The organism is Chitinophaga japonensis (genome assembly GCF_007830125.1).
In the GTDB taxonomy this organism is placed as follows: domain Bacteria; phylum Bacteroidota; class Bacteroidia; order Chitinophagales; family Chitinophagaceae; genus Chitinophaga; species Chitinophaga japonensis.
Genome location: NZ_VLLG01000003.1, coordinates 801,573 through 815,778, shown reverse-complemented (window position 1 = coordinate 815,778; position 14,206 = coordinate 801,573). Strand labels below are relative to the sequence as shown.

The 14,206-nt window shown below is 54.0% G+C and carries 12 protein-coding genes; 5 read left to right on the top strand and 7 right to left on the bottom strand.

Annotated features, from left to right (window positions below):
• Positions 1 to 152: 152 nt before the first annotated feature.
• The 3 genes from LX66_RS12345 to LX66_RS12335 all read left to right on the top strand — a co-directional run bounded on the left by LX66_RS12345 (position 153) and on the right by LX66_RS12335 (position 4,173).
• Entirely contained in the window at positions 153 to 2,414 is a 2,262-nt protein-coding gene (locus tag LX66_RS12345; protein WP_145713725.1) for a family 20 glycosylhydrolase, read from the top strand.
• Complete coding sequence (locus LX66_RS12340; RefSeq protein WP_145713722.1) at positions 2,398 to 3,336, top strand: 1-aminocyclopropane-1-carboxylate deaminase/D-cysteine desulfhydrase; 939 nt, start codon at positions 2,398 to 2,400, stop codon at positions 3,334 to 3,336. The genes LX66_RS12345 and LX66_RS12340 overlap by 17 nt, the downstream gene beginning before the upstream one ends.
• 126 nt (positions 3,337 to 3,462) lie before the next feature.
• The gene (locus LX66_RS12335) at positions 3,463 to 4,173 is read left to right on the top strand and encodes a hypothetical protein (protein ID WP_145713719.1); all 711 of its coding nucleotides are present in this window, start codon (positions 3,463 to 3,465) and stop codon (positions 4,171 to 4,173) included.
• 42 nt (positions 4,174 to 4,215) lie between these two features.
• Here LX66_RS12335 and lipB read toward each other — a convergent pair whose 3' ends face one another.
• A complete protein-coding gene (lipB, locus tag LX66_RS12330) occupies positions 4,216 to 4,953 on the bottom strand; it encodes a lipoyl(octanoyl) transferase LipB (RefSeq protein ID WP_145713716.1) in 738 nt (245 codons plus the stop codon).
• A 207-nt stretch (positions 4,954 to 5,160) separates the two neighbouring features.
• Between lipB and LX66_RS12325 the strand changes: the two genes are divergently transcribed.
• Positions 5,161 to 6,225: an RluA family pseudouridine synthase gene (locus LX66_RS12325; RefSeq protein WP_145713713.1), complete on the top strand. Its 1,065-nt coding sequence runs from the start codon at positions 5,161 to 5,163 to the stop codon at positions 6,223 to 6,225.
• 116 nt (positions 6,226 to 6,341) lie between these two features.
• On the opposite strand, the gene LX66_RS12320 is transcribed toward LX66_RS12325, so the two are convergent.
• Both LX66_RS12320 and LX66_RS12315 read right to left on the bottom strand, forming a co-directional pair.
• Positions 6,342 to 7,904, bottom strand: coding sequence for a DUF6770 family protein (locus LX66_RS12320; protein WP_145713710.1), 1,563 nt, complete (start codon positions 7,902 to 7,904; stop codon positions 6,342 to 6,344).
• Positions 7,905 to 7,933: 29 nt separating this feature from the next.
• Positions 7,934 to 9,262 (bottom strand): M48 family metalloprotease, encoded by a 1,329-nt coding sequence (locus LX66_RS12315; RefSeq protein WP_158642619.1) that lies wholly within the window; start codon positions 9,260 to 9,262, stop codon positions 7,934 to 7,936.
• Positions 9,263 to 9,757: 495 nt separating this feature from the next.
• Between LX66_RS12315 and LX66_RS12310 the strand changes: the two genes are divergently transcribed.
• A complete protein-coding gene (locus LX66_RS12310; RefSeq protein WP_158642618.1) occupies positions 9,758 to 11,329 on the top strand; it encodes a T9SS type B sorting domain-containing protein in 1,572 nt (523 codons plus the stop codon).
• Here LX66_RS12310 and LX66_RS12305 read toward each other — a convergent pair.
• The 4 genes from LX66_RS12305 to LX66_RS12290 all read right to left on the bottom strand — a co-directional run bounded on the left by LX66_RS12305 (position 11,326) and on the right by LX66_RS12290 (position 14,205).
• Positions 11,326 to 12,261, bottom strand: coding sequence for a hypothetical protein (locus tag LX66_RS12305; protein WP_145713701.1), 936 nt, complete (start codon positions 12,259 to 12,261; stop codon positions 11,326 to 11,328). The genes LX66_RS12310 and LX66_RS12305 overlap by 4 nt on opposite strands.
• A 54-nt stretch (positions 12,262 to 12,315) precedes the next feature.
• The gene (locus tag LX66_RS12300; protein ID WP_145713698.1) at positions 12,316 to 12,561 is read right to left on the bottom strand and encodes a hypothetical protein; all 246 of its coding nucleotides are present in this window, start codon (positions 12,559 to 12,561) and stop codon (positions 12,316 to 12,318) included.
• Positions 12,562 to 12,565: 4 nt separating this feature from the next.
• Complete coding sequence (locus LX66_RS12295) at positions 12,566 to 13,117, bottom strand: RNA polymerase sigma factor (protein WP_145713696.1); 552 nt, start codon at positions 13,115 to 13,117, stop codon at positions 12,566 to 12,568.
• Between the two features lie 239 nt (positions 13,118 to 13,356).
• Complete coding sequence (locus tag LX66_RS12290) at positions 13,357 to 14,205, bottom strand: anti-sigma factor (protein WP_145713693.1); 849 nt, start codon at positions 14,203 to 14,205, stop codon at positions 13,357 to 13,359.
• Position 14,206: the final 1 nt, after the last annotated feature.

The window sequence follows — 14,206 nt, the reverse complement described above, 5'->3', positions numbered from 1 at the left end:
TTTAATCATTAAAAGTATTTTCACACGCTCTTTTTCCAGTAAAATTGAATATTAAACCATATTTCAGGCGCCAGCGGGCACGTTAATGGGTACAAAATCAACCTGTAACGTAGTATTATACACGGCCACAATACATAATCACAATCATAAACATGAAAAAATTCTTAGTGTCATCATTAGGGTTGCTGTTATGCCTGCTAGCAGCGGCACAGCAGCAACCGGCAATCAGTATTATTCCCAAGCCAGCTTCCGTACAGGAGCTGCCCGGCAGCTTCCGGATACAAAAGCAAACCCTGCTCCTGTACAAGGATGCAGCGTCCAAAAAAGTAGCGGACCTGCTGAACACTTTCCTGCAATCCAACAACGGTATCACCCTTTCCCCGCACCAGGCCAAAACCATGGCCGGCAGCGGCGCCATTACCGTGGTGACGGACAGCCACATGCCGGAAGAAGGTTACAGCCTGTGGGTGACGGATAAAATGATACAACTGCGCGGTAACGGCGCCGGCCTCTTCTACGGCCTGCAAACCCTGCAGCAACTGATCCGCGGCGAGGGCGACCAGCTTACAGTGCCCGCCGTAAAAATTACAGACGCGCCCCGCTTCGCCTACCGGGGCCTGATGCTGGACTGCGGCCGCTACTTCTTCCCGGCTTCCTATGTAAAGCAGTTCATAGACCTGATGGCGCATTACAAGTTCAACCGCTTTCACTGGCACCTGACGGAGGACCAGGGCTGGCGCATAGAAATAAAGCGCTATCCCCGCCTGCAGGAAATAGCGTCTACCCGCAAGGAGACCGTAGTAGGCCATGCCGGCCGCAGCAACACCTATGACGGTAAGCCGCACGGCGGCTATTATACGCAGGACGAAGTACGGGATATCGTACAATACGCGGCAGACCGGCATATTACTGTTGTGCCTGAAATAGAAATGCCCGGGCACTCCGAAGCCGCGCTAGCAGCCTATCCCAACCTGGGCTGCACCGGCGGCCCTTACGAAGTGGCCACCAAATGGGGCGTGCACAAAGAAGTATACTGCGCCGGCAACGATTCCGTGTATACTTTCCTGGAAAATGTACTGACTGAAGTAATGGACCTGTTTCCCGGCAAGTACATCCACATTGGCGGCGACGAATGCCCCAAAGACCGCTGGAAGGCCTGCCCCAAATGCCAGGCCCGCATGAAGGCGCTGGGGCTGAAGGACGAGCACGCGCTGCAAAGCTATTTTATACAGCGCATGGAGAAATTCCTGAACAGCAAGGGACGCAGCATCATCGGCTGGGACGAAATACTGGAAGGCGGCCTGGCGCCCAATGCTACCGTGATGAGCTGGCGCGGCGAAGCAGGCGGCATTGCAGCGGCACAGCAGCAGCATGATGTGATCATGACACCCAACACCTACCTGTACCTGGACTATTACCAGGGCAACCCGGCCAGCGAGCCCCTGAACATAGGCGGCTTCCTGCCCCTGCAAACCGTGTATAATTATGAGCCGCTGCCGCCCTCCCTCACGCAGGCGGAGCAAAAATATATCAAAGGCGTACAGGGCAATATCTGGACGGAATATATGCCTAGCCCGCAAATGGTGGACTATATGACCTGGCCCCGCGCACTGGCCGTGGCCGAGATCACCTGGTCCGGCGCAGATAAGAAGCACTACGCAGATTTCCTGGAGCGCCTGCCCGCACAGCTCGCCTACCTGGACAAAAAAGGCGTTCCCTTCCGCATACCGGAGCCCGCCGGGCTGGAGAACGATGTCACCACGGAATCACATACCGCCGTTAGCCTTCAGCCCCTGGTGCAGGACGCAGCCATCTATTATACCACCGATGGCAGCGAGCCCACGGAAAGCAGCCAGCGCTACAATGGCAACATCCGCCTGGCCCTCCGCAAAGAGCCGGTAGTGCTGAAATGCATCGTGGTAACGCCCTCCGGCCGCAAAAGCGCCGTATACAGCGCTACTTACCAGCGCCGGGATTACCAGGCAGCAGCCAATGCCAGCCCGGCAAACAAGGGCGCGCGCTTTTCCGCTTATCACCGGGCCTTCAAACAGGCTAAACAGATCAGCGGAATGGCAGACAGCAGCGGCGTAATGCCATACTTCAACATCCGGCCCTTCCTGCCGAAGGATAAATTCAGCGTGGCCTATGAAGGCTATTTCAAGGCGGATGCTGACGACATTTACGAGTTCAGCCTGAAATGCGACGACGGCGCCGTGCTGTACGTGGATGGCGAGCTGGCCCTGGACAACGACGGGGAGCACGCCCCGCTGGAAAAAACCGCTATCCTGCCCCTGCGTAAAGGATTTCACCAGGTGAAGCTGCTATATTTCAATGCCGGCGGCGGCGCTGAACTGGGCGTAACGGTGCGGACAAAGACAGGGAACGTAAATTTGCGGAATGCGCTTTTCAATTGATCCTTCCCATATCACCCTGCAAACTATTCAACCAGCATGGCTGCCTCCCGGTGTGGAGGCAGCCATGCTGCGTTTGGACCGGCTGCACCCGGACATTTCCGGCAACAAATGGTTCAAGCTGAAATATAACCTGGAAACGGCGGAGGCGGCGGGCAAAACGCATATCGTGACCTTTGGCGGCGCCTGGTCCAACCATATAGCCGCCACCGCCTTAGCCTGCCGCATGGCCGGCCTGTCCTGTACCGGCATTATCCGGGGCGAGGCCCCGCCGGCGCCGGGCCATACCCTGCAGCAGGCACGGCAGCAGGGCATGGAGCTGTGCTTCATCAGCCGGGAAGCCTACCGGGAAAAGGATACGACAGACTGGGAGCAGCGCTTCCCCAACAGCTACATCATCCCGGAGGGCGGCCACAACGCCGCCGGCGTGCGGGGATGCCGGGAAATATTACCGCTGGCGGCTGATGATCGGTTTACCCACATCGCCTGCGCCGTAGGCACCGGCACTACGCTGGCCGGCCTGGTAAACAGCGCCGGGCCGCAGCAGGAAGTGCTGGGCGTGGTAGTGCTGAAAGGGGCCGGCTACCTGCAGGAGGAAGTAGCGGCCATGCTGGAAGCCCCGGTGCACCCCCGCTGGCGGCTGCTGCATGATTTTCACCTGGGCGGCTATGCCCGCGTAACGCCTGCGCTCATTGCATGCATCAATCAATTTTATACGGACACGCATATCCCGCTGGATATTATCTATACCGGCAAAATGGTATACGGCGTAGAGCAACTGGCACAGCAGGGCTATTTCCCGGCCGGCAGCCGCATACTGCTGGTACATACCGGCGGGCTCCAGGGCAATCTTTCCCTGCCGCCGGGCGTTTTAAAATTCCAAATCCCAAATTCCAAATCCCAAAATGGACCACATATGCCCTGAACGATGGGCAGACTGCTGTTGATGCGGGGCCATTCACCAATTTTGGGATTTGGAATTTGGAATTTGGGATTTCCCCATTTGGAATTTTTGGGATTTGGAATTTGGAATTTTAATTTTGAGCCTTGTATGAAGCAGATCGCGCGTTTATCTTTTGTTGTATGGCTATTCCTGATTTTTACACTGTCGGCCAAAGCTCAGTCACAGCAGTACACTCCCCCGGTACTGCCCGATTTCATGGCGCTTATCAAGACCGGGAAGATCCAGTTGGAATGGCTTTCCGGGTTTACCAATGTAAAGCAGATAGGGATACAGCGCTCACTGGACAGCGTGCTGAATTTCGGCACCATCGCGTATGCTTCCTACCCCACCCAGACCAGGAACGTGTACCTGGACAACAAGCCCCTGCCGGGCAATAACTACTACCGCCTCTTCATCCTGTTCGACAACGGCCGTTATATGTACAGTAAAACCGTGCTGGCAACGCCGGACAGCACCATCCTGGCTACCCGCAAACTGGAAATGTCCGACCTGGCGGACCTGAAAGGCACAGAAAAGACGCCCGAAAAAGTGGCCTGGCATCCTTCCAACACGGTGTATACCACGGCAGACGGGAATGTGAACATCAACCTGCCCGATGCTCCGCAAAAAAACTACTCCATTAAATTCTTTGAGCCGGACGGGGCTTTCCTGTTCGAGATCAATAAGGTGAAGGAACCTTTCCTGATACTGGAAAAGGCCATTTTCCTGCACTCCGGCTGGTTTAATTTTGAGCTCTATGAAGGTGGTAAGCTGAAGGAGAAATGGAGCTTCTTTATCCCATTGAACTATAGGAGCTGAGGGGTTCCGGACAGCAAATTGCCCTTATGAAATAGCAATTTGTCAGTAACCTGCTGCACTGGCGGCGCGCGGAACAGGAACCAGGTCGGCTGCAAATACTTCCGCAAAATGCGCCTGCAGCGCAGCCTTTACTTCCCCCGGCGGCAGCGGGCGTCCCAGCTCTGCGTGCATGGAGGCCACCTGCTTGTCGGCAATACCGCAGGGAATGATATTGTTAAAATAACTGAGATCGGTATTTACGTTCAGGGCAAAGCCGTGCATGGTGACCCAGCGGCTGCAGCGCACGCCCATGGCACATATCTTGCGCGCCCGGGCAGGATCGTCCGGGTCCAGCCATACGCCGGTTTCCCCGGCGGAGCGGCCGGCGCCAATGCAATAGTCCGCCAGTGTGCGGATCACCACTTCCTCCAGTGAGCGGAGGTAGCGGCCCAGGTCTGTAAAAAAGTATTCCAGGTCTAGTATCGGGTAGCCTACTACCTGGCCCGGCCCGTGAAAAGTGATATCTCCTCCCCGGTTGGTAGGCACAAAGCTGATGGCCCTCTCTTTCAGTTGCTGCTCATTGATCAGCAGGTTTTCCATGCGCCCGCTTTTACCCAGGGTATATACCGGCGGATGCTCACAAAAAAGCAAATGGTGGGTAGTAGCGCCGGCGCCGCTGGCCGCGGAGCGGGCCGCATCCAGTTTTATACGCACGTTCTGCTGCAGCAACTGTTCCTGGTAATCCCAGGCTTGCTGGTAGTCCACCAGTCCCAGGTCTGCTACATTGATCTGTTGTTTCACTCGTTAACATTTGTCTTTTAACGGCCTCGTGGAACCTCGCATAACATGTCCTTATGTAAAAAATGTCTACCATGCTCGGTTTCACGCTTTAATAATATTGTGCAAAGATAGCTAAATTGACGCTTAGCATCCGCTCCGGGACTAAAAGCCAACGGCTACGTGCCTACTGCTAATTTATCTACCTTTGCCAAAAATTTGTACCAAATTATGGCGGAAGAATTGCTGGAACTGGAAGATGAGCTGGACAATGGTGAAGGCAGTGAAGAGCTGTACGAGCGGGTAAACATTGTAGTGGACAAAGGCCAGGAGCCTTTGCGCATCGATAAATTCCTGATGAACCGGGTGGAAGGCGCTACCCGCAACAAGATACAGCAGGCCTGCGATGGCGGCCTGGTGCTGGTGGACGAGAAGCCCGTGAAATCCAATTACAAGGTAAAACCGGGCAACCGGATCGTGGTATATTCCAGCAAAAGCCCGGAAAGCACGGAAGTGGTGCCGGAAGAGCTGACCCTCAATATTGTGTACGAGGACGATGATGTAATGGTGGTCAACAAACCGGCCGGCATGGTAGTGCACCCGGGCTGCGGCAACTATAGCGGCACCCTGGTAAACGGCCTGGCCTGGTACCTGGGCGATGAGCATACCCGCGCGGTAACGCCGGAGATCCCCCGTTTCGGGCTGGTGCACCGCATTGACAAGAATACCAGCGGGCTGCTGGTAGTGGCCAAATCAGACAAAGCCATGAACGACCTGGCCAAACAGTTCTTTGACCACACCGTGCAGCGCCGTTACCTGGCGCTGGTATGGGGCGATATTGAAGAAAATGAAGGCACCATCGTAGCCCATGTAGGCCGGCACCAGCGCTTCCGCAAGATCATGGACGCCTACCCCGACGGGGAATACGGCAAAGAGGCCATTACCCATTACGAGGTGCTGGAACGCTTCAATTATGTAACGCTGATCGCCTGCCGCCTGGAAACCGGCCGCACGCACCAGATCAGGGTGCATATGCAGCACACGGGCCATCCCCTGTTCAATGACGATACCTATGGCGGCAACCGTATTGTGAAAGGCACCGTGTTCGCCAAGTACAAACAGTTCATAGACAATTGCTTCGAGATCATGCCCCGCCATGCGCTGCATGCGCAAACGCTGGGCTTCATACACCCCCGCACCCGTAAGCCCATGCAGTTTGAAAGCCCCCTGCCGGAAGATTTCAGCCAGGTGCTGGAAAAATGGAGGAGGTATGTAAGCGCACGGCCGATGGAATGATGTGCAAATATGCGGATGTGCAAATGTGCAGATGAAAATGCAGCGTATGAATTGACTAATTTGATATTCGAGTCAATTCATCTGCACATTTGCATATCTGCACATCCGCACATTAATTACCCCAGCTTTTCCAGCCGCAGGTCCAGGCGCTTATCCTTTTTAAAATATTCCAGGATCATCACGGAGCCGGCTTTGGCAGGAAACACCTGCATTTTGCTGGCCTTTGATTTCAGCTCTATCTTGTCCTGCATGAACCTGGTGCCATTGTAACGCAGGGTATTAAAGGTCTTGCCCTTGTAATCGGCGCCCTTTACCCAATCGCTGTAGCAGATGGTAAAATTGCTGTTGTCCGCATCGCCGGTGGTAAACTCGTAGTCAAATGCACCAACGCCTTTCAGGTACATAGCGATCATATGCTGGCTGTAGTAGTCGCTCATGCCGGATATCTCTGCATCGCTGTCCCGCTTTTCATAAATGGTGGCGTTAGCCAGTTTGTACTTGTCGTTGAACTCCATTACCACCAGGTCCGTGGTAACGATCTTGGTTACGCCAACGGCGCCATTATATCCGCCGGCTGCCGCGTTAAGCGCCGTCAATGCAATACCGCCTGCACTGGCCTTTCTTTTATAGCCTTCTCCAACGGCAAACATTTTACCGCCGGGCGCCTGTATCATTTTATGGATGTACAGGAAGCCCACCTTGTCTATTTTACCCTTGGTAGTGGAAGGCAGGTGCCGGCCAAAATCCAGCGCCCAGGAATTGTAGGTTTTGTTCAGCACCTGGCCCTGGCCGTCCATTTCATAGATGGCCAGCCCTTTGCTGTGATCTTTCGCCACGTTGTCGCCTTTATTAAAGTAGCTGCCCATTACCAGCATTTTGTCGCTGCCCTTTATGGTAACGATGTTGGAGGGCATCAGCAGAAATTTGTCGTCCTCCCAGTCCAGGTCAAACACTTTCTTTTTGGTAACAAAGTTGATCCCCACCAGGTGCGAAGTGGTCTTGCCGCTCATCAGCTTGTTGCGTTTCATCACTTCCAGTATGATCAGGCTGTCTGTGCTACCCAGGTACTCGGCATTGGCAAAACGCTCCTCATCATCTGAGGGGATATAGGTCCATTGTCTTTTGGAGGCAGAAGAAAAATAGTCCACCTCGTAGGTGTAGGTTCTGCCATCCCGCAGGGGCAGTACGGATACGTAGCCCTGCTCACCCAGGTCAAACACATTCTGGTTGGTGCCTTCGTCCGTATGCATGGTCTCGTACCGTTTCATCAGGGCATCGGTTTTTTTGGTGTACTCCCGGCTGTAGGTGTATTTCAACTTGCCGTCAATGCCGTACACTTTCATGTCCAGCGTCTTGTTGTCCTCGTTCTTGAAAAGGAAGGACAGGCTGCTGCCGTTATAGGCGGCTTCCAGCAGGCTCAGTTTCCTGGAGTCCTGGAACTTGATGTCCTTTACCTTGTTCAGGTTCTCGTCCAGTATCTGCAGGGTGTACTCGTTGGTGCTACGGTTCACCTTGTCGCTCTGGTACAGGAAGAAGTAACCCTTTATCTGGTTGTTCTCCATAATGGTGCCGCTGTTGCGCAGGTAGGCGGCATACACATTCTCGACGCTGAGCTTGTTCTGCGCGTGCAGCCCCAGGGTACAGAACAGGAGGGCTGCCGCGATGAGTTGTTTGATCATGATTGCAAAGGTTTGATAGGGATTGTTTGTTATTGTTTTATCTCGTGAAAACTGGTGTTATATGCTTTGGTGAATGCGGGGTAACCGCTCAGCCGGTCCACATGCCGGTGCAGGTAATAATAGCTGATGGCGGCAAAATCCTCCGGGTACAGGTTCTGTATGAACTGCAATAAAAGGTTGTAACCGGGAGAGAACCCGGGCGATGGCAGCTCTATGCGCTTGCCCAGCGTGTGTGCTTTCTGGGCGGCATAGCAGCCGTTCAGTATGCGGCCTGCCTGGGTCACCAGGTAAGGGTCTTCCGGGTGCTGCTGCAGCAAGGCGATGGTGTGGTACAGGCTACGGGTGTAGTTGTCCGAAACATAGGCATACTCCACGATCTCGTAGGCAAAAGTATGGCGCAGCGCAGCGAATTTATTCCCATCCACCGGGTTGGCGGACCGGCCGCTTGTTTGATAGCGGTTCACCACCGGCTCCAGCAGTTGTATGCGCAACCTGCAGTCCGGGTGGGTCTTCAGGGAATCTTCCAGCACGCTGTCGCGCTCCAGGTGCGCATGCCCGCCCAGGAGACCTTCCTCCCGTGCGATCCATTTTTCCCGGAAAGGATATTCCTTTGCATGGAAGAGCTGCGCCAGGCAGGCGGCGGTATTCAGGGTATCGGTATCAATACGGTCCAGGATGCCCAGCGCCGTAAGCGCACCTGTTATATCAAAAGGGGTATGCCGCATCAGCTCCACTGCCATGGAGTCTGCCTGGGCTTCATGATCCCGGCTATGCCGGCGGCTGCCGAAAGTGAGGCCTTTTACCAGCTTGTCCACCAGCGCGCGCTTGCCATACTCGGAGCGCTTGATGCGGCGCAGCTCTTTTTGCACGGCTTCGGAGTTAAGGGTGGATACATACTTTTCAATACTATGCTCGCTGTGCTGTAAAAAGTAGTGCGCTATTTCATGGCAGATCACGAAGGCTGCCTGGCTTTCATTTTCCAGCTTGCAGAACAGGCCCATATTAAAAAGGATCAGCCCCTCGCCCAGGTAGCTGGCGTTGGGAACGCCGGAGCGGGAAAAATAACAGTGAAAGGCGCTGTCCTGCAGCACGGGATTGGCCTTTACAACAGCGGCCACCAATGCATCCAGGTACTGCTGCGCGGTTTGCTCCGTATAGATCTCCTTTTTGTCAAATACGGTTTTGATATGATCCCAGCGCTGCTGGTAAATAGCGGCATAATCTTTTTTATACGCGGCAGGCAGGCGGGTGATACCGGCCTTGTAATGCTGTTCATGTTCTGTGAGCAGCGATTGCAGCAGGGCGGGATCTTCGGCGGCAGGGCTGAAGGCCAATGACTGCGCGGATCCGGCGGGCATATTTGCATAGACCAGGAGCGCAAGGAACAGAAGCGGGCGTAACAAGGTAGTCGTTAGGCCGGTATAAGGGGACGGCATAGGGAATTTTGCTAATATAAAGCGGGTGCAAGAAAAGCAAAATTGCTTAAAAAAACAAAGGCAGCCTGGATGGGCTACCTTGTGCGGCTGTTGACCGCTGCATTGTTGCAAACTTTCTCTCTGCCCGCGAAGATAGATTACCGATATATTTTTTTCGCTAATCCGATGTTAATGATAATGAATTGATTAGCCTATTAAGAAGGTTCTTTTTATGAAAAAAATAATCTATATATCTATATTTCTATTAATTTAGTGCCATCACCCATGTCCCACATGAGAAGCCGCTGCTATTTGCTTACATCAACACGGCTAATACTTGCCGTTTCTGTCCTTTGCATCCAACTGATTGCATCTTGCCATGCATATGCCTCCTCCCGGAAGGTGTGGTTAACGCCATTCACCTTTTCCAGCACCTGCGTGAATACAGATATCCCCTTCACCATCACCGATGATATGGGTATCGATTCTGTGCAGTGGGATTTTGGCGATCCGGGTTCCGGCGCGCTGAACACGTCTGCCGATATGGAGCCGGAGCACCTGTATGCCAGCATCGGCACCTATACCGTAACGCTGATCGCATACCGCGCAGGCGTAGCGGACACCACCCAGCAGAACATTACGATCGTAACACCGGTGGCCTATAACTTTCCCGAACCGATAGACACCACGCTGTGCGAAGGGCAAACCATTACCCTGAGCGCACCCGTGATACCGGGGGCCACCTATGAGTGGCAGCGCCCGGACTCCATTGGCTCCAGCATCGTGGCGGATACCACCAGCACCTACAAAGTGAAGATCAACGGCTGCCTGGTGCCGGACTCCGTGAACGTATACTTTACGCCCATCCCGGAAATAGAGTTGGGCAACGACCACCTGCTGTGCATCAATGAAGCCATACGCCTGGACGCTACCTCGCAGGACGGCAACTACCAGTGGTACCGCGACTTTGCGCCTATTACGGGCGCCAACGCCTCCACCTACGTGGTGACCACCAGCGGCACCTACAGCGTGGAAGTGGACGCCCAGGGCTGCGGCATTTACCGGGATACCGTGACCATCAATTTCGGTGGCCGTGAGCATCCCTTTTCACTGGGGCCGGATACCCTGCTGTGCCCAGGCGAGTCCATCACCATTACGCCGCAGATCTCCGGCGCTACCCGCTACGAGTGGAGCACCGGCTCCCGGAACCCTTCCGTAACGGTGAGCAGCCCGGTGGACCTCTGGGTGTTCATTGAAGTGGACCGCGAGTGCGAGGTGCTGGACAGCATCCGCGTAGACTACAACCGCCTGCGCGGGGTAGACCTGGGCAATGACACCACCATCTGCAAGGGCGAGTTCCTGGTGCTGACAGCCGATTTCGGCACGGGCACCTATCTCTGGCAGGACAGCTCCGACCAGGCTACCTACTATGTGCGGGAACCGGGATATTATTATGTGCGGGCACAGATAGGGCGCTGCGTTTCCTCCGATACCATCCATGTACAATATGACGATACCCTGCGGGTAAACCTGGGCCCGGACACGGTGCTGTGCCGTGGGGAACGGCTGATGCTGCACCCGGTGGGCGCCGGCAGCGACTACAAATGGCAGGACAGCACCATGGTGCCCATCTATGCCGTAACCGAGCCGGGCTACTATGCAGTAGTAGCCAATAATGCCTGCGGACAGGCCATTGATTCCGTAAGCGTGCTGCTGAAAGATTGCGACTGCCAGGTATACCTGCCCACGGCCTTCAGCCCCAACGGCGATGGCCGCAATGATTATTTCCGGCCTATTTACCGCTGCCAGTTATCGGATTTCAAGCTCAGTATCTACGACCGCTGGGGCGCCCGCATATTTTACAGCTCAGACCCGGCCGTAGCCTGGACCGGCCGCCAGCGGAACGTGCCCATGAACGTAGGCACCTATGTATGGGTAATGGAATACCGGAATATGAACGCGCCGGAAGCGCTGGTGAAGAAAACGGGAACGGTAACGGTAGTGTATTAATCCAGCCTGAACTTTGCTATAAATTTCGCGGTCTCCCTTTTCTTGAAAGGCACATCCCAGGTACCGTCATAGGTAACCAGCGCAGGTATGAGCAGGTCGTTCTTTTTGGTCATTTCCACGTTCATGCGCACATTGAAATCAAACAGCCAGGTTTTGTAGGACAGGGAGTAGCGGCGCCCTACGATCTCGAAATTATCCTTGTTAAAGTAGGTGGTCAGTTCATTGATCACTATTTCCCCCTGGTCTATCCTGCCCAGGTCTTTTTTAGCCGTAGCGGCAAATACGTAACAGGGAATACCCAGGTAATCCTCGGAGGTTATGGCAAAATCATAAAAGCGCATCACATCCCGGTCAAAGATCGCCACTTTATGGCCCACAATGGGCACGCCTTTTACGGGCTTGCCGGGGTTAAAGATCAGTTGCTTGAGCTGGGCCTTATGCTTTTCCAGGCTGCCGCCGGAGCGCTCCGGCGAATCACCGTTCTCGTCCACGCACACCGTGCCGTTGGTAAAGAACAGGTTGGCGTATAATTCCGCCGTATAATAGTTGTATTTGCCTTTGGAGGTGTAGAAGTCGCCGGTGGTCTTTTCCTGCAGCACCTCCATGGTGCGGCAGCGGCCGTTCATGGTTTGCCGGGTCTCGCTTTTGAGGGAGGCTTTTACGTCTCCTTTTTTACCGAACACCCGGATGTCGTTATCCGCGGTAAAGCCCAGGAGGCGAAGGTTCTTAAAAGCACGGTAGAAGGTGGTGTCTTCTTCCACCCTTCTTATGAAACTGTTTACGTCAAAGCCTATACGCTTGGCATTCACTACCACTTCATCCAGGTTCACGGTCATGCCGTTATATTGAGCAGTATCCTGGGCATAGGTTGTATGAAAGTGTAACAGCCCGGTTACCAGTAAACCGGCCACAACGATTCGGATATCTCGCATTTGCGCAAAATAATAAAAATAATGTGCGGATGTGCAGGTGTGCCTTTGAGCGGGTCAATCGGTGTATTTCGTGGTTTCGTCCGCCACCATGCGCAGCAGGTGCTCCTTGATATCGGGCGGTGGGGTAATGGCCTGCAAGCGAACGTACTGTTCCATATCCCTTCGGCAGGCTTCTACCTCCCGGGCCAGGTCGGGAAACTGCGCCATAGCTGCTTCCAGCTCCTGTGCTTCCTGCACGGAGGCCATACCTGCTACATATAGCTCGATAATACCGGATGATAGGAAACGTTGTACGTTCACGGGTTTATAACGCTTTTAAAAGATTTCTTAATCTGATCATAGCCAGTCTCGTTCTTGTTTTAACGGTACCTAAAGGAATATTCAGTATCGTCGCGATCTCCTCTTGTGTACACCCTTTATAATACGCCAGGTCGATAATGATGCGCTGTTCCTTATTCAGCTTTTCAAGGACTTTGGAAAGTCCAAGATGGTCAGTAGACTGGTAAACGGTTAGATGACCTGTATATAAATGTACGTCGTCGCCCACATCTTGGATTTTTTGTTCCAGCCTGTGCGATTTGGACCGTAGCATATCGATGGCGGTATTGCGCGCAATATTGAGCATCCAGGTAAAGAGGCGTCCTTTTTCCTCGTTATAGCGGTCTATATTGCGCCATATCTTCAGGAACACCTCCTGCAGGGTATCCCCTGCCGCATTCTCATCATTCAATATTTTCAGCGCCACGCCGTAAAGCGCCGGCGAATAATGGTCGTATAAATAGCTGAACACCCGCTGGTTCCTGGCTTTCAGCCCCTGCACCAACTCTGCTTCCGTGTATGTGAAGTCCGATTCCACAATAAATATATGGGTTAGGTTTTTAGGCAAAGCGTCCGCCTACCATTGTAGCATAGGCATGGTCCGTTCTCTAAAGGAGGCAAAAGTTATGAACAGGTTAGAACAGAAATGAGTGCGAAAGATAGGGAAATTAATTAATAATGAATAATTAAGAATTAATAATATTCGTTACACACATGTGCCTGTAAGGCACTTGTATCCAGCAACTATTAATTATTAACTATTAATTACTAACTGGTTCAGGGGCGGCCGGCTACAAATAGCTGGTCCAGCGCGGGGGTGGCGCTGCCGCCTTTTTTCTCGAGGGTGATGATAAATACCTGTACGGCCGTTACCGGCTTCATTTTCTGCAGGGCGTGCTGCTGTTTTCCCATTTCAAATACGCCGGCGTCTACCGGTTTGCCCCGGTAAAGGGCCCAGAGCTGGTACTGCTGGCCGGGGCCGGGCTCCGGCAGGGACAGCGCCCGCAGGTACACTTCTTTGGATTCCGGGTTCCAGCCAACGGTGGCCAGTTGACCGGCATGCTTGCCGGTACCGTATAGCCGGGTCCATTTGATGTCGGGGTCTTTCAGCACATTCAGTTCCCCGGTCACATCGTCCAGCTTCGCCATTGCTGCCTGGTACTCCTCCTTCAGGGCAGCCTGGTTTGCCTGCAGGGAAGCGTACTCCACCTGCTGCGCCTCTAACTGCCCCGCGTACCGGTTATTGAATAAGATGCTGATCAGCATGCCTGCCACCGCTAATAAAGCCACTATCTGCCACACGCGCAAAGGCGTCAATTTGAATGCCGGCCTGGCAGGCCTGTCTGCCGCGGCCTCTCCGGGCTCCCGCAGCTCCTCGGGCAGCAGCTCCTCACCTTCCGGGGAAGATTCGTTTTCAATGGCATCCAGTATACGGCTGCGGATGTCCTTTGGCGGGGATACCGCGTACAGCTCCACGTACCGCTCCATATCCTGCCGGCAGGCCTCTACCGCTTCCCTGATCTCAGGGTATTCCGCAATGGCGCTCTCCACCTCCCTGGCTTCCTGTTCGGAAACGAGCCCTACCACGTAACTTTCTATAATTCCGGACGATATGTAGCGTTGCACA

Bases quoted from the DNA above. Each gene is read 5' to 3' on its own strand.
- LX66_RS12345 (WP_145713725.1), top strand. From the start codon at position 153: ATGAAAAAATTCTTAGTGTCATCATTAGGGTTGCTGTTATGCCTGCTA.
- LX66_RS12340 (WP_145713722.1), top strand. From the start codon at position 2,398: ATGCGCTTTTCAATTGATCCTTCCCATATCACCCTGCAAACTATTCAA.
- LX66_RS12335 (WP_145713719.1), top strand. From the start codon at position 3,463: ATGAAGCAGATCGCGCGTTTATCTTTTGTTGTATGGCTATTCCTGATT.
- LX66_RS12325 (WP_145713713.1), top strand. From the start codon at position 5,161: ATGGCGGAAGAATTGCTGGAACTGGAAGATGAGCTGGACAATGGTGAA.
- LX66_RS12320 (WP_145713710.1), bottom strand. From the start codon at position 7,904: ATGATCAAACAACTCATCGCGGCAGCCCTCCTGTTCTGTACCCTGGGG.
- LX66_RS12315 (WP_158642619.1), bottom strand. From the start codon at position 9,262: ATGCCCGCCGGATCCGCGCAGTCATTGGCCTTCAGCCCTGCCGCCGAA.
- LX66_RS12305 (WP_145713701.1), bottom strand. From the start codon at position 12,261: ATGCGAGATATCCGAATCGTTGTGGCCGGTTTACTGGTAACCGGGCTG.